Origin of the sequence: Planctomicrobium limosum, assembly GCF_051465645.1 — a bacterium.
Taxonomy (GTDB): Bacteria; Planctomycetota; Planctomycetia; order Planctomycetales; family Planctomycetaceae; genus Planctomicrobium.
Genome location: NZ_CP195790.1, coordinates 1,324,757 through 1,351,363, shown reverse-complemented (window position 1 = coordinate 1,351,363; position 26,607 = coordinate 1,324,757). Strand labels below are relative to the sequence as shown.

Here is a 26,607-nt window from a genome sequence, read left to right as displayed (position 1 = left end):
ATGCCAAAGCCCGGGATTCACGCGGAATTTGCTGGGTTTTCTGCGAGATTTATCACGTTCGCGGACTCTCGCAACGACTGCAGGTAGGGCTCGATTTGATCGCTGATAAGTGTGCCCGCTGACACTCCCAGCCGCGTCGCTTCCGCCTTCACCAGGACAAAGTCTGGCACCTGCAACGACACACTTACACTTCGACCAGGTCCGTATCGTTCTGGCATGTGGGCAACTCCTCAATCAGAAGATGAAAACGATCGACTGTGATCGTCCTGGAGACGCTGACGGTGCGGCCATGACAGCCCAGAAAAGGATCCTGAATACTCACCCGTCGCCGGGATCCATCTGACATTGTGACTTCCAGCACATCGCCTACCGCCACCGTCTGGTTCAGCGAGTCCATTAACTTGTCGTGTTCAGATCGCAGTCGCTGGCCATGCTCCCGTATCTCAACGATGCGAGCGATCAGTTCTCGTTGCTGATTCAGATTCATCAGCTTGCGTCGGCGTGTTTGTCGCTTGCTCATGTCGGACAGCCCTTCCAAATCCGCCATCTTCTTTCACTGTCTTGACTGAGTGACATTGGTGGCACAGCGGCTGCCAGTTGGTCTGATTCCAGAACAGCTGATGATTTCCCTTATGAGGGACAATGTGATCCACACAATTCGATGGAGTGCGGTGGTTCTGTTGCAGGCAATGGCAGCACAGTGCATTCTCGGGACGCAGCAGGAAGGCTTTCGAAGCCGCTCTCCACCGGGCATCGTAACCACGCTGGCTGGAGGGGGCTCGATTGCGTTCGCTGACGGATGGACGCCGTAATCGCTTCCGTGTGCGAATCTGTCTGCCCTTCGTCACGATTGAGACTCATGGGGAACCCGTCGTTCTCACTGAATGGCGTCCAGCACTGATTGATGCAGCAACTCGAAGTTGTCGATCACGGAAGAGGATGCATAGGCTTCAGGAAATGCCTTGGCCGCCATGATCTGAGCAGTCGCCCGGACCGCAGCTGGACAGCTTTCTGTTTCCAGTTGTGTCAACTTGCGTTCCAGTCCTTCGATCCGTTGCAACATCGCCAGTATGGCTGCGTTCTGTTCTCGCAGAATCCGGTCCAGTTCAGACATCCCACTCATTTCGTGAGTTCCTTTTTCCGTAAGCGTTTGGTGGAACCGCTGTAATGGGATTCTTCCTGAGTGGCGGTAGCATGGCCTGCATCCCGTTGCCGCTGTGACAAATCCCGTGGATCGCCATCAGTGGCCCAGATGGCTCCCAGAACGCGACCCATCGTGAAGACGGAATCGATATGGCCACCAGCCGATGTTGGAATGAACAGGGTCACCGTTGATCCAGGAGGACAGATCTCAGCCAGGTGAGCTTTCGCCGCCAGACCGAGTTCCTTTTCCTGCAGGTCTTTTGTCCGTGATTCCGGAGCCCAGCAATCGAGCATCCGCACCCGGAGCGTTCTCCGGATCTCGACTTCCACCGTGTCCCCATCAATGATGCGAACCAGGACACCTGGCGTCGTGATGCCCGCTGGTGGGCAGGGAGCATCAACGTTTTTTGGTTGTGCGTGACGGAGCTGCGGTCGGATCGGCTTTGACATCGGCAGTCACTTCAGGAGAAACCTTATGGCCTGCGGCCTTCAAAAGATCCTCCGCCGTGGTGCGCGACGCCGTTCCTCCCAGGACACTTTGAGCCAGTTGCACGGCCAGAGGAACCACTGCACGCAAGACAATCGCCTTCGTACCGCCACCGGCCAACGCTCCGACCACGTTGACACCAAAGCCGGAAAGTGAACCGAGAATGATTGCGAGAGGAATTCCGAACATGGAACGATTCCGTAAGCAGGTAACGATCGAGAACATTCGCCAGCTCCTGAATGATCAGGAAGCGGCTTTACTCTTTCAGCAGTCCCAGAGCGGCCAGCAGTCGCCGGGCCAGATTGCTCCGTTCAGCGAGCCAGGCTGACAACGCAAACGGAATCGCATGTTCCGGGGACAATGGTGTCGAACCGTCGACCGCACCGGTTGCCGCTTCCAGTACGGCTCCATAGGTTTCGCCGTGAATGCGTTCGATGACGACTGAGATTCCCGCCGATTGCAGCGGAACGAGAAAGTGCTGATCCAGGGCGTATTCGACCCGTTTGACCAGCATGGCCTGCAGCCCTTTGAACCGTTCGGGAATGAGGATCGTACAGGCGACAGGAATCCCATTCGCCCCTGGTCTCACTCCCGCAGCTCGACAGACCGCATCGAAGCGAGTCGGATCAGCCACTTCCGCCACGATCGTGGCTGCGACCTTGTCACCAATGGTTTGACGCACCAGCTCCGATAACGCTCGATCGGCCCGGCGAGCCACATCGGCACGGAACTCGGGCATCTGAGACGTGAGATTCGCGATGGTCACGATCACATGGACCCCTTCGAAATCCGCACTGGCAACTGGAGCCGGTTGAGAAGGAGTGGGGTTGATCGGATCCGGAATTGGCACCATGGGTAATACTGCTGGAGTCGATTCCGGCTGCCACTGACGTCCCAGGGACGCGGCATCATTCACCAGAAATTGCTGCAGCTGAGTGACCATTCCCGACTGAAAGCCGACCCAGTGATTCAGTGAACCACGAACCCAGACCGCTGGAAAGATCGGCGTTCTTGGTCGTCTGCCAATTCCTCCCATGCGGCCGGGTTCGAGATCAAACTGGCTCGGTTCAACGGTCGCCTGAAACTCGGAATACAATGGATCGGATTGGTCTGCCACGACGAACTTAAAACCGCTCAACTCGCCTGAATAAACAGATCGCTTTAATTGCTCGCATGGCCCGCATCCGGGCATGGTGAACAGAACAACTTCTGGCTCTGCCGATTGCCGGGTCAGCCGGACAGGAGTTTCCGCCCCTTTGGCCATTGTCACAGCCGCTCCCAGGACGAGTCCCAGTGTCAGGACGATGATGGAGAAGAGACCAATCAGCGAGCGAATTCGTGGGCGATCGGTGGCTGGAATGTTCTGCCTCCAGCGGTCTGCCGTCGAGTAGTGTGACATCTGCGAACCTTTCAGTTCAGCCGCAACGGCCCTTGCCGCTGCAGACAAGGAAACAACGAGACAGCACCAGGACTCATCAGATGTCCCGGCATGATTTCATCGGACGGTGGGACCCAGCCCCCGGCCTGGAGTGCTTCCGCAGCAAAGAAGGAACAGAACCAGCGGCCCTGATCGATTCTGGTATCGAGCCCCAGCAGTTGAGCCAGCGGCAATGTGACGAATGATCTCAACAGCTGCTGATAACTCGCGTAACGTCTGCCTCGACGTTCCCATGCCCAGGCAACAACCCCGGCTCGATCGATCGCTGTGTCGGTGATCGAAAACCAGTCGACCTGATCACCGCGTTCGAGATAGTACCGGAGTGGCTGCGTGATCACGCCGGAGCCTTCTCGAGCTTCCAGCACATCCAGACATTCCTGCCCAGCGGTTTGGGGGCGATGAGCGATTCCCACATGGGAATAGACCGATCGAGTCCAGCGTTGAATCACGCGAGAATGGAGCAGTCGACCCCGAAATAAGAACAGGTCACCTGGCTTGATCAGATGTTCCACGTCGTTGAAAAGCATGACGATCCATCAGGCTGAGGCGACGGGAGACGCATCCTGGACAATCAGTTCCGTTCTGAGGATTTCCACTCGATCAGGTGCGTCAAATCCGAGTCGGACAACGCGGCCATCGATCCGGGAGACAGTGACGGTGACTTCAACGCCGGTCTCGCGATCGCGAATCCGGACGGCTTCTTGTGTTTTGCGACTCAGAACCAGCATGTCAGACCCCCTTCATGGGATTGCAAATCTTGCAAACAGGGCCGGCAGAAATGGCCGAAGCGGTTCAGTCGTCTTGGCGTGTTGACCATGACGTCGTAAAAGAGAAGAACCGCCCCGGCACTTCCTTGGCCTGGGGCGGTTCCATCGATCGATCAACGCCCCTCAATTCTGTGTGCTGACTGGTGCGCAGCACAACTCCACAATCCACATTTTTAAGAGAGTTCTCCATGTCGGTACGTCATCCCGATGGATCCGCCGTAGAACCGCAAGGGGATCCCGCTGCTTTCCTGCTCCAGCTACATCGTGGCTGGGCCGGGACGGACGAAACTCGCCTCCGCAAACTCGCAGCCGTCACGTTGCACGCCAATGGCTGGACCATGGACATGATCGCGAAAGCGATGGGATGGCAAGCCAGAGGACATGTTGCCCGGGTGATCCAGGCAACGAAAGTGGAAATCAGCGAGTACTTCGCCAATCGCAATCCGGAAGCGAAATTGTCAGCGATGCCAACTGATGAACATCCAGCGACCTACCACCTGAATGCCTGATTGTCAGGAGATTCCATTCAGGACACGCAAAGTGGCTTCCGGCAATACCAGGTGAACTGGCTTGGCGTTCGGGATCGTGGCCACAATCCCGAACGTGTAGGTTCCCGCTTTGAATGTTGTGGTCTGTTCCGATGTCATCTGAAAACGGATCACCTTGGCCCCGGTTGCAACGACAACGGAACCATCGATCGCAAAACCGACACCTGTCCGCTGCTGTTTGGCCTGCAGTTGAATCGTCGTGCCGTCAGGCAGGTCAGGCCAGTCTGAGTTGCTGAGGTCGATTGGATTGCCGACGGCTGCGGAGTACGTATCTCCGCGAACGATCGGCGGCTGCAACTGGTTATCAATCAGAGCGGTATAGCTGACGACGATGGTTCGGCCTGCGAGTTGAGCCAGAGCCGACGTGGAAAACTGCGTCACGGTCACGTTATCAACAACGATGTCGCCCAGATCGGCCACCGTCATCGCCGGGTCATCAACGAGATAAATTCCCTCATCAGCTGACACGTTGACACGGCCGGTATAGAGCAGGCCCCTTGCATCCGAAATCTGCACAGTGAACCAACCGGCGATCGCCTCACTCACAACAGCTTCATAACGCAGCGGCTTCTCTTCCGCATCGACTTCGATCAATTCATCAGGCTCACTGCCATTGACCAGGTCACCAGCGGCATTCGAGAGACGGAGCGTCAAGAGTTCTCCGGACCGGTCGTGATAGAAGACGATGGTACAGGCCATGTTGATTCACTTATTCCTGATTCTCTGATCGATCCGCCACTTCTGGTACCGCGATTTCAGCCTGCGTGGCTGCTGCTTCATGTTCGATGAGTCGTTGTAACTCAGGCTGAAGTTCATTCACTCTGCAAATGTGATGATGGAATTCCGCGACCAACGGGTGACTGCGTAACAACCGTTGAGCTTCCCCGGCGTGAACTTCAATTTTGGCTCTGATTTCTGCACTGCTCATGATTGGTTCCCTATTAACTAGACCATCGCAAGTGTGACCGTTTTGATCACCCCCGCGCTGGTCTTGATCTTGAGTTTGAGGTTACTTCCTGCTTCGTCGAGATAGAGATTCATCTGCCCATTCCCGAGACTGGCGTCCGCGACGGCAGACGTGGCGGCGCCTAGAATCGTCGCTCCCCGGCTGCGCAGAGTGTCAAACTGGCCGTCACTATTGACGACCAGCAGCGAAGTTCCCGCATTGTTTTGCAATTCCAGCATGTTCGCTGTCTGCGACGCCGCACCCTGCAATACCAGGGTGCGTGATGCTGGACGACTCGAATAGATCCGTACGCTGGTATTTTCAGCACCATAAGCAGCTACGAAACTCGGTGCCGACGTTAACCTATCACCGGTTAAGTCAAGTCGGTAGTACGAACTAAGCTGCGTGATCTGCCCATTGCCGGATTGCAGCGAATTCGACGAACCAGCAATTGCAATTCTTCCAAACTGACCAGTACTCGCACTGATCAACAACGATCGTGGGTTACTCGACGACGAGCCTACCGCACTTAGGGTTTGGTCTGCTGCGAACGTATTGCTAGCGTCCAGGCGGGGAATGTTCGCAGACAACCAACCATCGGCGATCGTGCCACCTGAACCGGCCTTCACAATCGCGTTGGCTAATGACGTGGCCGAGATCGTCGGGAGATCCGTGAGATTGCTGATCGTGTGGTTGTGTGAACTGGCGGCTTTGCCATTCAATGCGGACAGCAGCCCTGAGATATCGGCGATTTCGTGATCGTGAATTGCGGGAGCCGCTCCCACGTCGACATATCCCAGCGTGACACTACCGATCAGACCATTGATTGACGTCACGGCATCAGTGGGAGAGATCAGTTCCGACCAGTCGTCAGCGGTGCCTTCATCCCCTCCGTTATGGATGAAGGTTTTGGACAGATCTGTCCGGATCGCGACGTCCCCAGTCTGAGCGTCCAGGGCCAGCATTGCCTCTTCATCCTCGACAGTGAAAACGTCCGTCTTCACGAGCGCGGGCAGCTGCGACGAAGGGATGACACCCCCAATCAAATCGGCTTTTGCGTTCAGGCTGGCCTGCAAACCTGAAACATCGGAAATGGTGTGACCGTGGCCAATCTCAGAATAGCCTGACAGATCCTGATCACCAGAGTTGACCCCGGAAGGAGGAACTCCGGTTTTTTCGCGTGCTGGCCATGCTGCAGCATCGCAGTGCTGATAGATCGCGTTTAGATCGTCTTCGATCGCAGTCACGACTTCCGGTTCTTCTTCCTCTTCCATACGACAGCAGGGGACTTCTTTCATGAGTCCAATCGCATAACGATTGCCGCGATGCTTCGGCCCCAACGTTGCAAAGATGGCTTCCAGCAATCGTACCTGGGCATTGAACGTTGGGGTCATTGGCAACAGCTCGGCCGGGATGGTGCGGGCCGTGCAGATGGCCTGATAGGCTTGCTCCTGGTCGAGACGGATGAATCGATCTTTTGTCAGTCCGATTGCCCTGAGAGTGGACAACGCGTTCTTGTCTGCCTTGATGCAGCGTCTGAGCAAGATCGCAACTTTGCTTGGAAGTGGTGAGCGCAAGAACGTCGAAGCGAACTCGCTCATTGTCACGTTGGTGACTTCGCCAATTGCTGGATTGGTCGTACAGCGTTCCCAGTGAGCCAGAGCCGTGTTTGCAGCCTGAATGTAACTGGGTTTGTGCGACACACGTCGGTGGTACTTGTCGTAGGCTGCCCGCAATGTCAGTTCGAGTGGATCGAGAAAGGAAATTTGTTTCGGTAGCGGTGCCTTCTGTTTTTGCACAGCATGTGGCTCCAGGTTGTCGTCGTCGCTCAGCTTGCAGTGTGGTCTGTCTGCAGCACGAATCTGATGCCTCCATGTGAGCGCGACATGAGAACTCCTGAGATCGAACAGTCTGCAAGTTCCCTAGCACACAATGCAGCAGTGTGCGGAAACAAATGTGCGCAACGGTAGCGGCTGTGCCCAGCAGCACGAGGTTTCTCCGGCTTGGCGGAGTCGTCGCAGAACGGGCGAAAGCGGATGAAAGGTGATGACACTGTGCCGCGTATACGGGCACAGTGTCATCACGCAAATCAGCGATGAAACGGCAAGGCGCAGCTCATCACAAAATCGCTTGGGCTCGGTCAGGGGACCAAATACGCAGACAGGCGGCGCGTTGATCCTTCAAGACTCCACGGTTTGAACAGGTGGCATCAAGAGAGATCCACCCTGACCGGGCACAAAGCGTAAGTGCCATGATTCAGAGAAGAAGACTTCGATGCCTGTTTTTACTTGGTGACGCCATCATGCGCGATTGAAACGAGATGTCAAGTAAGCTGCATGTGATTTTCAGGAAGATAGAAAAATGAAAGCCGCTTGCGGAAGTCCCGCAAGCGGCTCAAGGGATCGTCAATCAAAGCAGTGAAATTACAGTGCTTGAGAAGGAATGAGTACCAGATTTCAGATCTGGTACTCAAGAAATTCGCACCACAATGGGGAAGTGTAGAGAAGCAAACAAACAGACCCCCACGCAGGTTTGCCGTGAAAAACAACCTGCGTGGGGGCGGCTCGGACTGCAATCGCAATGATTGCCAGCCTATCGCTGAAGCTCCGTGCCGATCAACCCCACTTTGTGAAAGGTTTTTCGATGTGGAGCGTAGCGATGGCAGCAGTCATCAAAGTGTGGAACCGGCTTTCTCACCGAGCTTCCGTAACAAATCAGACCAGCATTTTCATTGGAAACATCCATGTCAACCAGAACATTTGGATCGCGACTGAGGGAAATCCGCAAGAAAAGCGGCATGACAATCTCTCAAGTCGCTGAGCGAATTGGGCTCAAGCTCGTCACGGTGTCTCAGTGGGAGCGCTTCCACGGCGCGGCCCCTGCATCTGATCGCATCGGTCAATTGTGTGAAGCGATGAACAGCCCAGAGTTCGAGATGGAACTGCTGGAACTCGCGCACCATGAACGAGGGAAGATTGCAATTTCACTGGATGGACTGGATGAGCAGTCCGTCAAAGCGCTCACGGCAATCGAAAAGCTCACCCGCGAAGGAAATCTGACTGCAGCGATAACAACAGAGATTCTGAAACTGGCGCAATAACTAAAGAGATTAAATCCCCCAGTCCGGTGTATTTCCAGGCAAACGAGAATCATTATGACCGAATTTGAACAAGCCTACTTCGAATCCATGCGGGAACTCTTGGATGTCGCTGAAGGGAAGATTCAAGACATTGATCACTGTCGCAAGGTGCTGAAAGCCGCGGCAACGATCTCCAGCACGATGAAAAAAAAGTCTAGAATGTGCAAAGCAATCAACCATGTGGGGGAACTGGCAGCAGCGAAAGTTCTCCAGGGATGGGGCTCGACTCCTAAACCAACTTCATCGGCAACAGAAACTCGATGACGCCTTCAGGCAGTTCTTTTTGCAGTCGAGACAAGGCGTCTGCTAATTGCGAGAGGATTGCCTCATCGGCAGAGGTCTTCCGGCCTGCCAGGTGCGATTTTGCCGCGAGCTCTTTCACCGGCAGTTCAATAATCACTGCGTCATCGCGCCGAACACGGATCGATGTCAGTTCGTGACCAGAGATTCGCAAGATGGTTTCTGGCATGGGCATAGTCTCTGGACTGTAATCGCAAGCAGTCAGACTCTGCAATCCCGAAAGTACTTACAGAACTTCCACCAAAACAATTGCAGGATTAGAGGAACGGCCATGTTAAACTTCCTTGTCCCACCGGATGCTTCGTCAGCGGAAGTCATCAGTGCAAAACAGTTCTTCAGCGAGTTTGTTCCGTGCATGAATGACACGCAGGATGAACATTCGGAAGAATGCTTTCGGTTGGCGCTGGAATATGCCCGTCAAGAATTCCAGCAGGCGACCGGAACTTTTGATGCCCTCGATGGAAAAGCCGAGAAACTCTTCCAGTTCTCAGCCGCACTCTCAGCCGGCGTGATGACAGCAGGGAAGGCGTTGGAGTTGCAATTCTCGGGTTGGCTGCTGGGATCCTTCGCGGGATTCTGCACTGTCATGCTCCTGGCAATGTGGATTCGGCAACCGCTTAAACGAGAGACTCCCGCCTCAACAGCGGAACTGCTGGAACACGCAAACAACATGCCCCCTGGCTATCTGATGGGGAAACTGGCCGCGTCCTTCAATATTGCCACAGTCTCGACGCGCAGCCTCTGCGACTGGAAGGCAACCGTCCTGAGGTGGACTCAATTCGCCTTCATTGTTTCCATTATGTCGATGGCCTTCGGCGTCTGGGCACAATAAATTCACCCTCTGTGTTCCCGTCGATCTCCGGTCTGATCGTCACGCCGTTCGGTCCCGCCTCGGTGATCTTTCCACGGGTTATTGTCGGGACGGGGTTGCGGCTGTGGTTTCGGTTGTTGTGGTGCATTCGCCATTGAAAGATCCTTACTTCGGACACTGACGCCGAGTCCATCCGCCAGACATTGAGAGATTCAAAAAAGAAAAAGAGGGCTTTGGAAGGAGGTACCAGGGTGTATCGACGCCAGAGGCCGTAAAGGCCTGCTTTGTGTTTCCCTCTGCACCCCTCTACAGAATGCAGGCTCGCTTCCAAAACCCTCTTGTTCGCAGATTTGAATGTCAGGCAACGGAAAAAACCGTTCCGAACTTCCCAGGGAAGCCCACCGGCCAGAGCCAGAACATTTCAGCAAATCAATAAAAAGAGGGCTTTGGAAGGAGGTACCAGGGTTCTACGACGCCAGAGGCCTTAAAGGCCTACTTTCGATTTCCCTCTGCACCCCTCTACAGAATGCAGGCTCGCTTCCAAAACCCTCTTGTTCGCAGATTTGAATGTCAGGCAACGGAAAAAAACGTTGTGAACTTCCCAGGGAAGCCCACCGGCCAAAGCCACAACATTTCAGCAAATCAGTAAAAAGAGGGCTTTGGAAGGAGGTACCAGGGTTTCTGACGCCAGAGGCCTTAAAGGCCTACTTTCGATTTCCCTCTGCACCCCTCTACAGAATGCAGGCTCGCTTCCAAAACCCTCTTGTTCGCAGATTTGAATGTCAGGCAACGGAAAAAACCGTTGTGAACTTCCCAGGGAAGCCCACAGGCCAGTGCCACAACATTTCAGCAAATCAATAAAAAGAGGGCTTTGGAAGGAGGTACCAGGGTTCAAAACGGCAGAGGCCATAAAGACCTGCTTTGTGTTTTCCCTCTGCACCCCTCTACAGAATGCAGGCTCGCTTCCAAAACCCTCTTGTTCGCAGATTTGAATGTCGGGCAACGGAAAAAACCGTTGTGAACTTCCCAGGGAAGCCCACCGGCCAGAGCCACAACATTTCAGCAAATCAATAAAAAGAGGGCTTTGGAAGGAGGTACCAGGGTAAAACAGGCAGAGGCCGCTAGGGCCTACTTCATTGTCCCTCTGCACCCCTCTACAGAATGCAGGCTCGCTTCCAAAACCCTCTTGTATTCGAAACCCTTTGTTTCTCAACAGCTTGCGCCGGAGAAACAATAAAGGGTGAGCAACGGGACTTGAACCCGCGACCCCCAGATCCACAATCTGGTGCTCTAACCAACTGAGCTATGCCCACCATCCAGTCCCTCAGGAATCGCTTCCTTTTGGGAAAGACGCAAGATATCGGAGTCAGGCCGCTACGGCAACTGAATTCGCATGAGATTTGGACACCAAAATGAATTCCAGGTTCGGTTTGGAGAGGAATCTGCAAGCAAGAATCGTTCTTTAGTGAAAAAGTACTGTCAGAATCATTTTTGAAATGGAATCTCCGTTCCCCAACGAGAATTTGCTGCCGTGGATCGCAGATTCCAACTTTTATTCTGGCCGCCAGCTCATTTGCTGTTTCACTTCCCATCCATGCAGGAGCTGCAGTCTGGCAATGAAAATGCCGAACCCCATTTCTGGAGTTCGGCATCGTCGGTTCAAGTTGTTGCAATCTGGTACGTGGCTATAGACGTTCCATTGAGTGAAACAGCTGAGCCACTTGAGATCGCTCGTCTAGAAATCAGATTCAACCTGAGTGTCGTAAATCACAACTTCGTGCTTCTTGAACAGGTCTGATCGCCAGTCAACGGAATTCTCTGAGAGAGTTCGCTGAGCAAGACTGATGTAGGACTGTTGCATTCCGGCTGCCATGAAGGCTTCACGGAACTTTTCCAGATCTTCCGGAGTCGATGGGTAACGTGTTGTGACTTTCACAACGAAGTACTCAGTCTGATCCTGGTTTGGAATGACACGAACATCGCCGACTTTCATTTCGTCGAAGACAGTCTTAAAGAAGGCCTCACTCGGATTGTCGACACCAGGCACCATTGATGGTGACACTGGAGGAGTCTGTTGCAGGCCGGTTGGAGGAACGATCGGTCGTTGCATCCAGGTGAATTCACCAGTGGAGCGAACTGTCAGGTAAAGGCTTCCTTCTTTCCCGGAAACTGTTGTTTCCGCGAGAGCTTCTGCCATTGGCTTGTCGCTTTCCTTGACCATCTTCGCGACTTCTTCGGCACGGGCTTTTGCCTTTGGTTGTGCCTGCAGCTTCTTCCAAGCTTCAATCACTTGTTCACGAACGATTGGCTCGTCGTCGATTTTTGCTGGAACGTACTGCTCTTTATCAGCGAGCTTCCAGAATGCATAACCGCTTCGGTTGTTGAAGTTGTTTGCCTGGGTTGCCTTATAGAATGCGGTCGGAGCAGTCTGGTATAGCTGAATTGCAACGTTCAGCCGTGGGTCAGTCTTCAAAATCGCATTACCAATGGCGTAGTCGTCTGACTGGGTCAAATCCTGATAGCTGACCATCGGGGTGACCACATAGGTCAAACCGTTTTCTGCAGCGTAGGCTTCCAGTTCCTTCTGCGCTTGTTCTTCGGTAACGGTTGTCTTGTCTGACTCGTCTCGACCAACTCGAAGCCCCAGATCGAGCATGAACTGATGGGCTGCTTCTGTCCGTTTCTGGATCTCAGCAACAGTACGCTCGCGTCGAATTTCGGCACGAATTTCTTCTTTCAGTTTGTCGTCCAGAGCAGGGATGTCAGAAGTCGGAGCTGGAGGAAGTTCCGGTGCTGGCATTGCTGGAGTCGCCGGCTTTTCTTCGGTCGGCTTCTTCTCTTCTGCAGGCTTGTCAGTCGCCGGTTTCTTTTCTTCAGCCGGTTTGGTTTCAGCTGGCTTTTCGGCGGCTGGCTTGCCTTCCTCTGCAGCTGGTTTTTCAGCTGGCTTCTCTTCAGGTTTTGATTCTGGTTTCGCTGCTGGAGTTGCGTCTGCTTTTGCTTCCGCTGCATCAAAGAAGGCGAGTTTGCGAGAAGCTGGAACACTCATCAAAGAAGCTGGCTGCTCTGATTTCGGAGCTTCTTCTGATTTCGGCTCTTCCTTCTTTTCTTCCGCCTTTGGGGCGTCAGCTTTCTCTGGAGCCTTTTCAGCTGCAGGCTTCTCTTCTTTTGCAGGCTCTGCTTTGGGAGCGTCCTTTGATTCGGTCTTCATCTCAGCTGCAGGAGCAGCTTTTTCGCCGGCAGGAGCTTCTGTGGCTGGCTTTTCAGTCGCAGGCATTGCAGGCGTTTCGGTACCTGGCGCGTCTGTCTTAGGGACATTACGCAGGTACTTTTCTTCGTAACGCTTCTTGACGTCTTCTTCCGAGATCTCGCCGACCAGTGTTTCAATGTTGTCGTAAGCCGCTTCGAGATAGCCGACTTTGAACCGGCGTGGCTGGAAGAATCCTGGGCGACCTTCTTCAACACGGCCTTCTGATGTGAATCCGGGAGTGTTGTCACGGTACTTGTTGAAGAGTTCCTGCAGTTCGTTTTCAGATGGCTTTGCGTCAGCGGCTTCAAAGTCAGCAACTGGCACAACAGCAATGTCTGCTGTCTGCTGAACATTCATCTGGCGGTAGAATTCCCAGAAAGATTCTGGTGCCAGTTCGTTTCGCCCATAAAGGAGTTCGAAGGTTTGAACTGCTTTGAGTTCGCTGCGAATTGCTTCGAGGAGTTCGCTTTCTGAAACTCGCATTTGCTGGCGAATTGCAGTGAATGCCTCGCCGGTCAGTGGGCGTTCTTTCACCTGTTGAATATAGAATGGAAGGATGAAACGCTCGCGCTGGTCGAGTTGAGATTCAACGCGGCGGACAGAGTCCTGCAGGCGTTGTTTGCTGCTGACCTGTCCAAGGAATTCGGTCACGACTTTATTTGAAATGGTCATGCCCATCTGGTCGGCTTCCCGACGCAGTAACTCGCTCAGCACGATGTCGTTGATGTCAATGTTTTCCCCAGCGGTGCTGCCGAATAAATATTGTCGTTGAACTGCAGCAGGCATGCCGCGCAAGTCCATTCCAAAGCTGTTCTGGAAGGCAAGAAGCACGAACTGATTGGCGATGCTTCTTTGGCGTCGCAGTTCCGAGACCTGTTCAGAGGTCAGGTTCCCATTGTCGATCAGGACGGCGCTGGCCGGGCGGTTAAAGACCAGTGTTGCCATGCCGATGATGACACCGACAAGAATACCTGACAGACCCCATTCCGCACCTTTTCCTTTACTTAACCCGGCGAGCCAGGCCACGGCTCCCAATGTTGCTGCAATAATCAGCACCAGCATTGAAGGAGGAAGGCTGCTCGGGTCCTGCACAGACCCCATCAGCACGAAAGTGACCATCGCCAATCCTGTGAGAACCACCATCAGGATTTTTTCGTAGCGGCGGAAAATCGAAAACGGCGAGCTCATCCTTGTCCCTTGTCAAATTCGCGAAAAGATGCGGCGATGACTAATGTTTTCCCGGTCACGCCGACGTGAGGGGAGTTCGCCTTTGACGGCATGTCGACTGGTCGACTCTTGACAATCTCACAAACGATCACTTAATCACTCACATTTGTGGCGAAGTTTTTTAACAACTCCACAATGACATTCATTGCAAAAGCAATGCGATGGTTTCCCGGTAGAATAACCTTTACGCAATCGCAAAAGGGCAATTTTTCAGGGGAACTTCCTGTCAAATGCAGAATATCCACTTCTGGAACGAAATAAAGTCTGACAATTCCAGAGATTATTCTGATTCGGCGAGTCGCATTTTAGCTCTGCATTCATTGATGACAAGCCCAGCCTGTTCAGGCACTATTGGCGAAAGTGACAATCTGGATTGCACTTTCGCTTCGAGGTCTGTCTCATCGTGGAGCAGGGCGGAGGAAAGCGGTCCAAACTTTTCAGTTTTCCAGACTGCAGCTTGATTGCCAAATCCGATTTGACCTAAGACGGTAAATACGGAAACTTTATACAGACACTGACTGAAAAACGAGATTGACTGGTCGGATGGCAAGTTCGCAAAAGAAAAAGCGGGGGCTGGTGATCGTGGAATCACCGGCAAAAGCCAAAAAAATCGCAGGCTTTCTGGGCAGTGACTATGAAGTCCGTGCCAGCATGGGGCACGTGCGCGATCTGCCGGAAAAGGCCGCCGACATCCCGGAAGGATTAAAATCCGAATCCTGGACCAGACTTGGCGTCAATGTCGACGACGGATTTAAACCGCTCTATATCATCTCGCCAGAGAAGAATAAAACGGTCAAAGAACTTAAGGATCTTCTCAAGAACGCTGAAGAGCTTATCGTCGCGACGGACGAAGACCGCGAAGGGGAAAGTATTGGCTGGCATCTGGTCGATACGCTGAAGCCGACCGTCCCGATCAAGCGGATGACGTTCTCGGAAATCACGAAGAAGGCGATTCTTGAGGCCCTGTCGCATACGCGCGATCTGGATATGAATCTGGTTGAGGCTCAGGAAACTCGCCGAATCCTCGACCGCTTATATGGTTACACGCTTTCTCCATTACTCTGGACAAAGATTCGTCGGGGGCTTTCGGCCGGGCGAGTTCAGAGCGTTGCAGTCCGGATTCTCGTACAGCGAGAACTGGAACGACTGGCGTTCCGAAGCGGTGCTTATTGGGATTTGAAGGCAAACCTGAAGACACCAGAGGGGACGTCATTCTCCGCACAGCTGGCGACGGTAGGCGGGAAGCGCGTCGCTGCAGGTAAGGACTTTGACGAAGCGACAGGACGCATCACAGACGGTGTCGATGTCCTGCTTTTGAGTGAAACAGCTGCAAAAGATTTGAAATCGCGGCTTGATTCAGCAAGCTGGTCGATCAGTTCAATTGAACATCGCCAACAGGTTCGAAAACCGCCAGCGCCGTTCACGACAAGTACGCTGCAGCAGGAAGCGAACCGGAAGCTGAGCCTGTCTGCTCGCGAAACAATGCAGACGGCACAGCGGCTGTACGAAGACGGTTATATCACTTACATGCGTACCGACAGTGTGACCCTGTCTCAGGAAGCGGTTGACGCATCCCGAAATCGCATCGAAAGTAACTATGGCCCGGCGTTTCTCAGTCCAACGCCACGTCAGTACAGCAATAAAACGAAGAATGCTCAGGAGGCCCACGAAGCGATTCGACCTGCTGGCGAAGAAATGAAAACCGCCGACCAGCTTGGGTTGAGTGGGCGCGAAGCACGTCTCTATGACATGATCTGGAAGCGAACAATCGCGACCCAGATGGCCGACGCACAACTGCGATTTGATACGGTGACGATCGTCGCTGGCGATGCAGAATTCAAAGCGACAGGCCGCAAGGTCGAATTCCCAGGTTACTTCCGTGCTTATGTCGAAGGATCGGACGATCCGGAAGCGGCACTTGAAGATCAGGATTCCGTTCTGCCGGATCTGAAAGAGGGGCAGAAAGTCGATTGCAAAGAAATCGAGTCGCTCTTTCACGAAACCAAGCCACCAGCGCGTTACACGGAAGCGACGCTTGTTCGTAAGCTCGAAGCGGAAGGTATTGGCCGCCCGTCAACTTATGCGAGCATCATCAGTACCGTGCAGGACCGAGGGTACGTTCGCAAGGCAAATAATCAGTTGATTCCAACCTTTACTGCGTTGGCTGTCACTCGTCTGCTGGAAACGTACTTCCCGAATCTGGTCGATACGCAATTCACCGCACAAATGGAACAATCGCTGGATGATATTTCCAACGGCGAAACGCAGCGTCTGCCATACCTGGAGAAGTTCTACTCTGGCGAAACGGGGTTGAATCAACAGGTGGAATTGAAGAAGGAGTCCATTGACCCTCGCGATGCCTGCACGATTCAGCTGAATGGTTTGTCCTCTTCGGTTCGGGTTGGCCGTTATGGACCATATCTCGAAGCTCAGGAAAACGGCGAAACTGTCAATGCGTCGTTGCCTGATGATGTTGCACCTGCGGAGTTGAATGATGAGCTCGCAGCCAATCTGATCAAGCTGAAGAAGCAGGGCCCTCTTTCACTCGGGATGCATCCAGAACAAGGGGTGCCGATTTTCCTGATGTCAGGGCCATTCGGTCCTTACCTGCAATTGGGCGAAGTTGTCGAAGACGAACCAAAGCCAAAGCGGGTTTCAATTCCAAAGAACATTTCACCGACCGATGTCGACTTTGATATCGCGATGAAACTTCTGGAACTGCCGCGCCGTTTGGGGCACCATCCAGATGACAATAAAGTCGTGAACGCCGGTGTCGGACGGTTCGGTCCCTACGTTCAGCATTCTGGACGGTACAAATCGCTCACTAAAGACGACGATATTCTGACGATCACTCTTGATCGGGCAGTGGAACTGTTCAAGGATTTCAAGGGGCGTGCTGCGGCCACTCCATTGAAGGAATTGGGAGTTCACCCTGAAGACGAGAAGCCAGTCGCGATCTATGAAGGTCGTTATGGTGCGTACGTCAAATGGGGAAAAGTGAACGCGACGATTCCAAAAGAATCCGATCCAATGGCGGTGACATTGGAGGAAGGGATCAAGCTGCTGGAAGCCCGGGCCGGTGCCACTGGGAAAAAGGGATCCAAAAAGAAGACCGCTGCTGCTCCAAAGAAGAAGGCCGCACCGAAGAAGAAAGCTGCAAAGAAAGCAGCCAAGAAGAAGGCGGCAGAAGAGTAATCGATGCCGTTTCCTCTCTCTTTCTAGTTGCTCTGGTGTGAGCTCTGACAAATGGAAAAGGCCGTCTCCTGATGGAAGACGGCCTTTTTTCGTTTTACTTGATTTCGATGACGACCTATAGCAGAGCTTGGACGACACTCGGCCAGAGCCTCGCCCGCTCGGTTTTGAAACCGCCTCATGTCACACGTGAGACTAAACCGGTCTACTTCTGAGACAGTCGATTCACGAACTTCAGCATCTCTGGGAAGCCTGCTGCAACCACGGTTCCATGGTTGGTTCCCTTGATTTCGATGAGTTCAGCATCAGGGTGTTTGACCAACTTCAAGAGCCGGTGGAAATATGCGTTCTCTTCAAATCGGCTCGGCAAATCGAGTTCACGATCGCCTGAGATGATCAGAATTGGACACGCGTCTCCCCGAACATGGTAAAGAGGGGCGAGTTCATCAATGACCGGTTGGTGATTGGGAATTCCTCGTTCGGCTCGTGCTGTGAAGTGCGTAATCGCTTGCCCTGTGAACGGAATGGAACCGGCAATTTGATTGGCATCGATTTCGTATTTCGCCAATCGCCGCTTATCTAATGTGATCAGCGCTGACAGGTAACCACCAGCCGAGGCGCCACTCACGAAGATCAACTTCGGCGAGCCACCGTACTGCTCGATGGAATTGAAAGTCCATGCGAAAGCAGCGGCGGCATCGTCTACGCATTGTTCAACTTTCACCTTGGGGCTCAGCCGATATCCGACCCCGACAACGGCGATGCCCTTGTTCTTCAATTCCGCTGGGATCTGACGCCGACCTCCGGTCAGTCCTCCGCCGTGAAACCAGACTACGGTGGGGAAGTTCTTTCGATTCGTCGGGACATAAAGGTCAACGACGCACTGAGATTTTGCATACCCATCCAGATCGTTCGCGTCGCTCCGGTAGGGAATTCCTTCGACAACTTTGTATGTGATTTGGGGACTGTCCGCCTGTGCAAAACTCGCGCAAAGAGCGATGACAGCAAGGGCTCCGAAGAAGCGAAGCCGAAGAACTCTCAGGGATTGTTTCTGCATAGTCGTCGTAGTCCGTGTGAACGCAGTCGATCAAGGAATTCGAGAAATACAAATGATAAACGGCGTGTGCAAATTTATGGATTGCACACGCCGTTGACTCGATTGCGAGAGGAATCAGGAGAACAATTCGCGAATCGGTTCGCCCTGATCCGTAATTGGAACCGGTCGGTCTCCAGCTGCATACAGTTCTTCCGCCGGATTGATTCCAAGCGCACAACACATCGTCGCGAACATGTCTGGGACGGTGACGGAACGATCGAGTGGCTTCATCGCGAGTTCGTCTGTTGTTCCGATCATCTTACCGTTTTGCAGTCCACCACCGGCCATTGCCACGGTGAAAGCTTCTGCGTGATGTCCGCGGCCTCCACCGCTATCAAAGCTCGCTGGTCGCCCGAACTCGGAGGCAACGACAATCAGAGTTTTGTCCAGCATATTGTGAGCTTCGAGGTCGACAATCAACGCTGAGAGCCCCTGATCCAGATCCTGAACTAGCAGGTGCTGGTTCAACTGCCCGGAATTGTGAGTATCCCAGCCACTGCCGTTCACAAAGTTCATGTTATGAGAGACTTCAATGAAACGGACACCAGACTGAAGCAATCGGCGTGAGAGCAGCAAACGCTGGCCGAATTCACTTCCGTAACGATTTCTCAGATCCGATTTCTCTTCATCAAGCTTGAAGACATTCATGAATTCTGGACCTGAAAGACGCAATGCGGCACTGACCGTTGCATCGTAGTCCTGAATTGTCTTTCCACCTGTTGCGCGCTCACGGTACTCGGCGCGAACCTGCTCCAGCATTCTCTCGCGGCGAGATTGTCGGGCAGTGGTGATGTCAGGTGAACGCGTGAAACTCTCTGGACCACTCTCTGTGCTCGTCAGGTAGACATATCCTGCTTTGGAGCCAAGGAAACCCGGCCCACGAGTCAGGTTCGGGTAACCAATCAGGATGTACGGCGGAGCGTTTTCACTGACTGGTCCACGTTTGTAGGAAATCAGCGACCCGATGGACGGATAGATGATTGTGCCGGCTGTGGGACGTCCCGTGTGCATCCGATTCGTTGCGGCAGCATGCTCGTCGATAACGTCATGCTTGACTGTTCGCAACAAGTTGAAGCGGTCCATCAGTGGAGCACAATGTTTCAAGTGCTCACACACTTGCACTCCCGGAACTGCAGTGTCGATGGGATCGTAATAAGAGCCGGCCACATTGGCTTTGGCATCGCCACGACGTTTGGGATCCCATGTATCCATCTGCGCAGAGCCACCGCCCAGCCAGATCATGATACAGTGCTCGGCCTTTCCTTTAGGAAATGCTTTCTTCGCAGTGCTTGCGAGCAACGGGTTGAGACCGGCCGACCCTGCAACCAGACCTGCTGTTCCTGCAGCGGCGTACTTCAGAAAATCGCGTCGTGACGAGGCTTCGAACATTCCCTGTCTCCCTGAAACGGAGTGAATGCTGATCGAGGAGACCATCGCAAAATAAAGCTTCGGCGGTGGTCAACGAATGTTTCAAACGTACGAATATTGCTTTACCGAAATGGCTATGGAACGAACATGAACTCAGGTGAATTCACGAGCACCCAAACCACGTCTTCCATGCGCTCCCGCCAGTCGGCTTGAAGGCGAACAGTTGGAGGATCGCCTTGGCGAACTTCTTCTTCCAGTTTCAATTTAATCGTGCTTGCATCTGGATGCAGATGGTTTGTCCAGGCAACCTGATTTCGATGCATGCGAACTCGAGGTTTTACTTCTGCGTTGGCGACACGACGGGCGTCGTAGCCTTCTTTGAGCAGTTTGGTAAACAATTCTCGTTCTGAAGGAGTTGGCAGTCGGGTGAGGACTTTGCGGAAGATGTTGTCAACGAGTTGATCAACCGTCTGATCTTCCATCGCGAGGGTTGTGAAACCGCTGTCTTCGCTCAATGTGCAAACTCGGCGTGTCAGCAATCCGTTTGCCACTTCGGCAGGTTGCATCGGAGTTGGTGCGGACTCTCGAATCGTGAGAGGATCCTGTCGCGAACTGCGCCATCCAAAACCTTCCAGTGTCGAAACGAATGGTTGCGCAAACGGGAGTGCCAGGCTTGGTCGGTCTCGTTCGTTCGACAACGATCCAAACTGCCAGGATCGAGTCGGACGTCCCAAGTTCAGTGAGGAGGTCAGATCGCGGCTTGAGTCGATATCAATGCACATGACATAGGCGTCAAACTCTTTGTCTGACAGCGAGAAGATCGAATCGACAAACTGCTCCGCACTGAGCCGGCGTTGAATTGGTCTGGCGAACAGGTACGGTCCTTCGGCCAATGCAGCATCACCTTCAGCAGTGATTCGCTGATATGCTTCTGACTGAAAGATGAGTCGGGAAAGGTGCTTGATGTCGTAATTGTTCGAGACGAATTCTCGAGAAAGGGCTTCGAGAAGTTCGGGGTGAGATGGTTCTGCGTGTTCCCAATCCTCGGGTTTCTCAACAAATCCGTGACCGAGATAACGCAACCACAAACGGTTCACAAAAACTGGGGCGAATCGTTTGCTGTGCGGCGAAGTCAGTAACAGCGCCAGCTTTTCACGTGTGTCTTTCGGGTTACGCATCATCTCTTCAAGCGGAGCTTCTTCGCTGAACTTGGCGAATGGCCATTCTGGTGGAATGACATCTCCGGGATGCAGCGTGATCTCGATCAGCAGCGAGTTGGAGCCTCCAGGGACGGTACTTGTTCCTGGGAGTTTGACGTCGCCACGATTCAACATGGCTGAAAGAGCAAAGAGGTCGCGTTGCTTCACATCATGAAACGGGGCATCGTGGCAACGGGCACAGTTCATTTCGACGGCAAGAAACGCTTCTCCAAGAATGTGAGATTTAGCCGCCATCGGGGCGTCATTCTGGGAAGCCATTTCAAAGCCGGCAGGGCCTCCGAAATAGCGACTTCCTTCCATCATCACCAGTTCGGTGACGAACCGGTCGAGAGGCTTGTTATCTTCGAATGACTCATGAATCCAGAAGCGAAACGGTCCTGTATTGTTCAGGGTCGGGTTGATGATATTCGGGTTCTCTGCAAGCACGTCCTGCCAATAGCCGGTCCAATGATCCGCCCATTCAGGGGAGGCCAGCAGGCGATCGATCGCAAGATTTCGACGCTGATTTGCCGGGTCTGCGAAATACTGTTCGATCTCTGCGATCGTTGGCATTCGGCCAGTGGTGTCCAGTGTGACTCGACGCAAGAAGGTCGCGTCATCAATGACCGCGCCAGGTGTAACTCCGGCCGCTTCGAGTTTCTGGCCGATAAATCTGTCGATCCAGTTGTTGCCTTGCCATTTCTGACCAACTTCAGGAATTGCGATTGCGGGACTTGATGCGACGATGTCCTTGGCCCAAGTGTGCCGACGAACCCAATATTGTGATTCTTTCACATCTGCATCAGCACGCCGCTGCTTGTTCGCTGCTTTCAGGAATGTTTCCTGACTTTCAACGTATTCGTCCCAGTTCTCATCTGTGAGCAAAAATTCCTGGTCGGTTCCAAGCAGTCGGAAGTCACCAGTTGGCGTTGCCAGGTAAACTCCTGTTTCACCGAGTTCTGGTCGACGACCATTTCCGCCCACAATGGTTTCAATTGCCAGCAAGTGAGATTTTCCATCACCCTGAACAGTGACAACCTGTTCTTTGTCGCCACGGTGCAGGGGACGAATGTTCGGCGCAAGGGAGCGATCGATCTCAAAAACCGGACCGTTGTCTCCCCCGAGATTGTGGAATGCGGTCTCCGCAATCTGTTTATTGTCGAGGTAAACTCTGGCCGAATTTCTTGAACGGACGAGCAGACGATGTTCGCCTTCCGGGATGACGACATAGCCGGTGGCTCGCATCAGAAACGGATTGCTGCGGTCAGCAATCAGAGCCTTTTCGTTGTACTTCTTTGGGAGATCGATGAATCCAAACGACGGAACTTCGAAGCTTTCAGTGTATTTTGGCGGGCGGAAATTCCAGGTTTTTCGGCCTCCGACATTTTCATAGATGTCAACGAGCACGCCCTTTTCTGGAATGATGTTGTTTGCGATTTCCAGCTTAGGTGGGACGTATTTGTAATGTTCCTGAATTGTCTTGGCGGGGAGAGCCGTACGGTAGAGCGCGACTTCATCCAGCCCCCCTTGATAAGTGACCGCCTGAGTTGCCCCCATTGAGGTTCCAACCCAGACTTCGTCGTTGTCAACGACAGGGGCATTGTCGCTCATTCCATCCATGTCCCAGCGTCCTTTGCAAAGAACGCCGTCGATATACACTGCAAGGCTTTTCCCCTCGCCGAATTTGTATGTCATCGCGACATGGTGCCATCCATCTCCGGTTGCCAGCGTGTCGGTGGATGTCCAGCGGTGCCAGCCCGCCTTTTCACCACGACTGCGAAACAGGAATCCAGGAGCCAATCCCGATCCCGTTGAATTCAGTCGAAACGCAAAATTCTGATTGTTCTTGTTGGGAGCCAGGCGTCCTTTTCCAATCAGGTAAACGCTCCCTTTCAAATCTGGATCAGGATTCACCCAGGCTTCGATTGTGATGGCGTCACCGAGATCGAAGTCGAGCGCACTTTTTTCACCCGGATCGACGAGACGATAGAACTGGCTGGCATCCTTCATCTGGACAGCGCGGTTCTCTGCGCCGAACTTTGGAAATTCGTTGGGAACCGGACCAGCGATCCCGACCGGGAATGTTGAGTTTGGCACGAGCTGCAGACTGCTGTTCGCCAGATCCATTTCATTTGGGATCGGACCATCCTGAGCCGCAGAAAACCGCCAATAGGCGACAGCTCCATCACGGATAACGAGCTTCGAGTACTCGTCGGTTCCAACAGCCGCCGCTGGCTTGCTGTCAGGTGATTTTTCAGCTGCCGGCGGTTCCGCAGCGGTTGCGAATGATCCAAATAAAAAGATGGAGAGTACCGTCTGTACTCTCAGTCTGGCCCCGATGCTTGAAGCACTTGTCATCAGCGGACAATCCTGATCATTAACGGAGATCAATCGGAAGGGTGTGTGCCAGCACATCTCAATGCGTGGCATGGCAGGCGGGTGAAAACTCCCGCAAATCCACTCAGGTCAATAAGTGAACAATGGCAGATGCGTTTGTTTTCACTAATAAGAGTACCAATCAGCTACCTTTGATTCCATAGGTCCACAGAGCCGATCGCGAATTTTATCTGAGTAATATCAAGGAATAATGGTGTATTTCGAAATAAGAAATCTGCTGTTCCATATTGTCTAGAGTGAGTGTTGGTCGTCGGGGCAGTCTGGGTCGACGGAGTGGCAAGGGTGGGATAGGGGGGCTCTGGTGAGATGCAATTTTCGCTCAGCTGGCGGTGCAGGCTTCGTTTTGAAGCGAGAAAGATGCTGAGTGACCGCTAATTTGCTCTAATTGACGAGGAAGTGTCAGATTGAACCTTTGTGTAAGTGAGCCGCATGGCAGGGTACGACAAATTTGATCCTCGACTCGAGTCGCTGGTCGTCGAGGTGACAACCGATTGGGACAAAAGTCTGGAAAATTTGCCAGAGGAGAAGAAGCGGCAATTCGCACAGGCGATTCATCGACTGCCAGCGCTGGCGTCGACTCTTTCCTACGAACGTACGCACACAGGATTCATTCGCAAAATTGTCGTGACAGAAGCGGATTTAGGCCGCATTCAAAAAGGAAGCTGAGCCGGCGAAAATCTCTGCGACAGCCGTTTCGCGATGGCTGTGTTTTGAGTGTGTCGGCTTTGGGGGTGCTTAAATAAAGAAACCGAACCAGCCGGTTGGCCAGTTCGGTTTCTTTTGCAGATTCAATTGAACGTGATTGCGACTCGTGACTACTTCTGAGCAAGAGTCTCTACAGTTGAAGTCACAACGGTTCCTGGCACAACGTCGACACGAACAACTGCTGGCGTCGAGTAGCTCGCGTCCCGCAGGACACGTCGGCGAGCAACACGCACATCCGCAGTCAGCTGCAGATCGGTATCGATCGGAGAGACAGAAGCTCCTGACTCTTCGTTCTTCTGCTCTGGAGCAGGGCTCGCCGGGCGATTCGTTGGATCCAATGGGGCAGGTTCCCGTGGGAGATCCGTTGGCATTTTGAACAAGTCAAATGAGCTGCTCGGGTTCTCTTTCGGTGCCGGATTGGCCCCTCCCGGAAGATCGTTTGCGTTTGGAATTGACGATCCAGCTGGATTTCCACCCGGCAGCGAACTCCCTGGGATTGTCGTTGCCGGCGCTCCTGCAGGTTGATTCATGTTCGGAATGCTGGAATTTGGAATGCTTGAACCGGGAAGGCCTGAGCTTGGGACGGTTGAACCCGGTACACCAGAGTTTGGATTCATCGATCCCGGATTTCCAGCAGGGTTGTTGGAGTTTGGGAATCCAGAATTTCCTGGCTGAGGATTTCCTTGCAGGTTTCCGCCTGGAATTGAGGAGTTCGGCAACGAACCCCCGCCTGGCATTCCTGGAGCCGGTTGGTTAGTGCGTGGGCTCCCAGGAATCGTGGAGTTCGGAAGATTCGGACGTGACTCCTGATCTCGTGGTCGAACAGGGACGAATTCGTCTGGTGGAGGATCTTTGCGATAGGTTGGCTGAGTCTGCGGCTCTGCAGGCTTCTGCTGATTCTGGTTGTTATCAGGCGTTGGGCCGTTTGAGAGTGGCGGAGCGTTACCTGTGTTGCAATTGTCGTTGCCACAGGCGTCGCATCCACAATTTGCTGTTCCGGAGCAGCCGACTCCGCATGGCGATCCGCCGCATGGGTTGCAGCCATAGTTGGTTGCGCAGCCGTAACCGCCGTAACCATACCCTGCCGACCAGTCGACTCCACCGCCGTAGTAAGGGCCGTAGGAGCTGGTCATCTGGGTAGAATATCCACCACCGTAGAAGCCCCCGTTATAATAAGGAGCGCTCGGGCCATATCCCGCGCCGTAAGCCATTGGAGCTCCTCGGTTCGGGAAAGCTGGGCCATAGCCGAATACAGCGTTATATGCCCATGGGATAAATCCTGCCTCTGTTGTGGCAACAAATGGGCCTGAAAAAGTAGCGATTGCTGCTAAGGCCAGGCTGTTCCGGATCTTGCGGCGTTTGGCGAATTGCATAACGTAAGGGCCTTCCCTATTAGAAATCCAGACTCTTCTTCGCCGTCCTGACTGGAGAATCCGTTCAATAATTGCCTCCACTTTGCCTGTTTTACCAGTAGTCGGGGGTGTGTCAAATCGGTTTTCTTTGCCGAAGGTGCGGTTCTTTGAGAATTAATTCAAGTTTGACGCTTTAGTTAGGCAGATTGCCCGATCCCCCACGATTGTGCGGAACTCGCCGAGTAAATCAGGTGTTAGTCAAAATACGAATAAATCGATTCTCATGGGACGGCCTCGCTGTTGACGGTTTGAGCCCCCTTCGATTGTGCCCCCTTTGACAGGCATCTCACGTATCATTAAAGGAAACTGGTTCGCATCAACATGAAGTTTTGAGTTCAGTTAGAATTGTCGCCGGTCGCAGACTTGGATGTCCTGATGATCGCCTTAACCCTCAAGATGCGGCCATTTTAGTTTCTTTTGACGAAAAAAGTTGATGAGATTGGATGAGTCCGAAAAATTGAACCTGTGCAGTCTCGCAATTTCGTGCGAAAGTCTTTATCTTCCTCGATTCCCTGCTGGCCGGCAATTGGATGCAGCCCAGGTTGATTTGCACCTGCTATGCAGAAAGATGCTCAGGTGCCACCGGCGGTTTCGGCCCCGGGAACTCGAGATTCGTTTTCCATTGTGAGTGATTGAACATGTTCGCCATCATTGAAGAGAGCGGTCACCAACTCCGTGTCGAGCCAGGCCAAGTCCTGACAATCGATTACCGCGACGGAGTGGAAGTTGGTTCGACTCTGACGTTCGATCAGGTGCTGCTGGCCAATGGCGGCGGCGCTAGCCAGATCGGGCTTCCAACACTGGCCGGAGCCGTTGTTGAAGCTCAGGTTGTTGAAGCAACCGTAAAGGGCCAGAAGATCGAAGTTCAGAAGTTCCGACGACGTAAGAACTCACGTCGCCACACTGGTCACCGCCAGAAATACACTGGTGTGAAGATCACAGCGATCAAGGTTCCAAACCTTGAAATCGTCGAACAGAAGTCGTAGTTTCGCTTGATCAGTGTCTATGGCACACCAATGGTGTGTCTTCGCCACTGTTGCAAGTGATCAGACGGTGTGTCCTCATTTTGAGGGTGATCGTCTGTTGCGCAATCAGAAATTCAAAGCACCCTTCCGTTTCGCGGACAGGGTGTTTTTGTCGTTTGATGCGCTTGTATTTGAGGTTGCTGCTTCTCTTCTCGCTCGT

General features: G+C 53.2%; 24 protein-coding genes and 1 tRNA gene. 7 read left to right on the top strand and 18 right to left on the bottom strand.

The window, feature by feature from the left end; genetic code table 11:
- Positions 1-184: 184 nt before the first annotated feature.
- Positions 185-520, bottom strand: a complete 336-nt coding sequence (locus tag SH527x_RS05005) for a hypothetical protein (RefSeq protein ID WP_437193549.1) — start codon at positions 518-520, stop codon at positions 185-187.
- 58 nt (positions 521-578) lie between these two features.
- On the opposite strand from SH527x_RS05005, the gene SH527x_RS05000 reads away from it, so the two are divergent.
- Positions 579-812, top strand: coding sequence for a hypothetical protein (locus tag SH527x_RS05000; protein ID WP_437193548.1), 234 nt, complete (start codon positions 579-581; stop codon positions 810-812).
- Positions 813-877: 65 nt separating this feature from the next.
- Here SH527x_RS05000 and SH527x_RS04995 read toward each other — a convergent pair whose 3' ends face one another.
- From SH527x_RS04995 to SH527x_RS04970, 6 genes are all read right to left on the bottom strand, one after another.
- Complete coding sequence (locus SH527x_RS04995; RefSeq protein WP_437193547.1) at positions 878-1,114, bottom strand: hypothetical protein; 237 nt, start codon at positions 1,112-1,114, stop codon at positions 878-880.
- Positions 1,115-1,119: 5 nt separating this feature from the next.
- Positions 1,120-1,593 carry a thermonuclease family protein gene (locus tag SH527x_RS04990; RefSeq protein ID WP_437193546.1) on the bottom strand — a complete coding sequence of 158 codons (474 nt, stop codon included), beginning with the start codon at positions 1,591-1,593 and terminating at the stop codon, positions 1,120-1,122.
- On the bottom strand, positions 1,541-1,819 hold the full coding sequence (locus SH527x_RS04985; protein ID WP_437193545.1) for a hypothetical protein: 279 nt from the start codon (positions 1,817-1,819) through the stop codon (positions 1,541-1,543). The genes SH527x_RS04990 and SH527x_RS04985 overlap by 53 nt, the downstream gene beginning before the upstream one ends.
- 67 nt (positions 1,820-1,886) lie before the next feature.
- Positions 1,887-3,029 carry a hypothetical protein gene (locus SH527x_RS04980; RefSeq protein WP_437193544.1) on the bottom strand — a complete coding sequence of 381 codons (1,143 nt, stop codon included), beginning with the start codon at positions 3,027-3,029 and terminating at the stop codon, positions 1,887-1,889.
- 11 nt (positions 3,030-3,040) lie between these two features.
- A complete protein-coding gene (locus SH527x_RS04975; protein ID WP_437193543.1) occupies positions 3,041-3,595 on the bottom strand; it encodes a hypothetical protein in 555 nt (184 codons plus the stop codon).
- Between the two features lie 9 nt (positions 3,596-3,604).
- Positions 3,605-3,796: a carbon storage regulator gene (locus SH527x_RS04970; protein ID WP_437193542.1), complete on the bottom strand. Its 192-nt coding sequence runs from the start codon at positions 3,794-3,796 to the stop codon at positions 3,605-3,607.
- Positions 3,797-4,023: 227 nt separating this feature from the next.
- On the opposite strand from SH527x_RS04970, the gene SH527x_RS04965 reads away from it, so the two are divergent.
- Entirely contained in the window at positions 4,024-4,344 is a 321-nt protein-coding gene (locus SH527x_RS04965; RefSeq protein ID WP_437193541.1) for a hypothetical protein, read from the top strand.
- A 3-nt stretch (positions 4,345-4,347) separates the two neighbouring features.
- Here the strand turns inward: SH527x_RS04965 and SH527x_RS04960 are convergent, their stop codons facing one another.
- From SH527x_RS04960 to SH527x_RS04945, 4 genes are all read right to left on the bottom strand, one after another.
- Positions 4,348-5,082, bottom strand: coding sequence for a hypothetical protein (locus SH527x_RS04960; protein WP_437193540.1), 735 nt, complete (start codon positions 5,080-5,082; stop codon positions 4,348-4,350).
- A gap of 10 nt (positions 5,083-5,092) precedes the next feature.
- Complete coding sequence (locus SH527x_RS04955; protein ID WP_437193539.1) at positions 5,093-5,311, bottom strand: hypothetical protein; 219 nt, start codon at positions 5,309-5,311, stop codon at positions 5,093-5,095.
- A 17-nt stretch (positions 5,312-5,328) separates the two neighbouring features.
- A complete protein-coding gene (locus SH527x_RS04950) occupies positions 5,329-7,128 on the bottom strand; it encodes a hypothetical protein (protein WP_437193538.1) in 1,800 nt (599 codons plus the stop codon).
- A gap of 793 nt (positions 7,129-7,921) precedes the next feature.
- Complete coding sequence (locus tag SH527x_RS04945; protein ID WP_437193537.1) at positions 7,922-8,128, bottom strand: hypothetical protein; 207 nt, start codon at positions 8,126-8,128, stop codon at positions 7,922-7,924.
- On the opposite strand from SH527x_RS04945, the gene SH527x_RS04940 reads away from it, so the two are divergent.
- Positions 8,127-8,429: a hypothetical protein gene (locus tag SH527x_RS04940; protein ID WP_437193536.1), complete on the top strand. Its 303-nt coding sequence runs from the start codon at positions 8,127-8,129 to the stop codon at positions 8,427-8,429. The two genes, SH527x_RS04945 and SH527x_RS04940, sit on opposite strands and share 2 nt — an antisense overlap.
- A gap of 268 nt (positions 8,430-8,697) precedes the next feature.
- On the opposite strand, the gene SH527x_RS04935 is transcribed toward SH527x_RS04940, so the two are convergent.
- A complete protein-coding gene (locus tag SH527x_RS04935) occupies positions 8,698-8,937 on the bottom strand; it encodes a hypothetical protein (protein WP_437193535.1) in 240 nt (79 codons plus the stop codon).
- Positions 8,938-9,039: 102 nt separating this feature from the next.
- Here SH527x_RS04935 and SH527x_RS04930 point away from each other — a divergent pair, with 102 nt between their 5' ends.
- Positions 9,040-9,600, top strand: a complete 561-nt coding sequence (locus SH527x_RS04930) for a hypothetical protein (protein WP_437193534.1) — start codon at positions 9,040-9,042, stop codon at positions 9,598-9,600.
- Positions 9,601-10,818: 1,218 nt separating this feature from the next.
- On the opposite strand, the gene SH527x_RS04925 is transcribed toward SH527x_RS04930, so the two are convergent.
- A tRNA-His gene (locus SH527x_RS04925) sits at positions 10,819-10,892 on the bottom strand.
- A 422-nt stretch (positions 10,893-11,314) separates the two neighbouring features.
- Positions 11,315-14,014 carry a hypothetical protein gene (locus SH527x_RS04920; protein ID WP_437193533.1) on the bottom strand — a complete coding sequence of 900 codons (2,700 nt, stop codon included), beginning with the start codon at positions 14,012-14,014 and terminating at the stop codon, positions 11,315-11,317.
- Between the two features lie 582 nt (positions 14,015-14,596).
- On the opposite strand from SH527x_RS04920, the gene topA reads away from it, so the two are divergent.
- Entirely contained in the window at positions 14,597-17,248 is a 2,652-nt protein-coding gene (topA, locus tag SH527x_RS04915) for a type I DNA topoisomerase (RefSeq protein ID WP_437193532.1), read from the top strand.
- Between the two features lie 202 nt (positions 17,249-17,450).
- Here the strand turns inward: topA and SH527x_RS04910 are convergent, their stop codons facing one another.
- The 3 genes from SH527x_RS04910 to SH527x_RS04900 form a co-directional block, all read right to left on the bottom strand.
- Positions 17,451-18,302 carry an alpha/beta hydrolase gene (locus SH527x_RS04910; RefSeq protein WP_437193531.1) on the bottom strand — a complete coding sequence of 284 codons (852 nt, stop codon included), beginning with the start codon at positions 18,300-18,302 and terminating at the stop codon, positions 17,451-17,453.
- 114 nt (positions 18,303-18,416) lie between these two features.
- Positions 18,417-19,730 carry a DUF1501 domain-containing protein gene (locus tag SH527x_RS04905; protein ID WP_437193530.1) on the bottom strand — a complete coding sequence of 438 codons (1,314 nt, stop codon included), beginning with the start codon at positions 19,728-19,730 and terminating at the stop codon, positions 18,417-18,419.
- Positions 19,731-19,843: 113 nt separating this feature from the next.
- A complete protein-coding gene (locus SH527x_RS04900; RefSeq protein ID WP_437193529.1) occupies positions 19,844-23,266 on the bottom strand; it encodes a DUF1553 domain-containing protein in 3,423 nt (1,140 codons plus the stop codon).
- Between the two features lie 468 nt (positions 23,267-23,734).
- Between SH527x_RS04900 and SH527x_RS04895 the strand changes: the two genes are divergently transcribed.
- Positions 23,735-23,971 carry a hypothetical protein gene (locus SH527x_RS04895; protein WP_437193528.1) on the top strand — a complete coding sequence of 79 codons (237 nt, stop codon included), beginning with the start codon at positions 23,735-23,737 and terminating at the stop codon, positions 23,969-23,971.
- Positions 23,972-24,120: 149 nt separating this feature from the next.
- Here the strand turns inward: SH527x_RS04895 and SH527x_RS04890 are convergent, their stop codons facing one another.
- Positions 24,121-25,383, bottom strand: coding sequence for a hypothetical protein (locus tag SH527x_RS04890; protein WP_437193527.1), 1,263 nt, complete (start codon positions 25,381-25,383; stop codon positions 24,121-24,123).
- Positions 25,384-26,060: 677 nt separating this feature from the next.
- Between SH527x_RS04890 and rplU the strand changes: the two genes are divergently transcribed.
- The gene (gene rplU / locus SH527x_RS04885) at positions 26,061-26,408 is read left to right on the top strand and encodes a 50S ribosomal protein L21 (RefSeq protein ID WP_437193526.1); all 348 of its coding nucleotides are present in this window, start codon (positions 26,061-26,063) and stop codon (positions 26,406-26,408) included.
- Positions 26,409-26,607 lie beyond the last annotated feature (199 nt).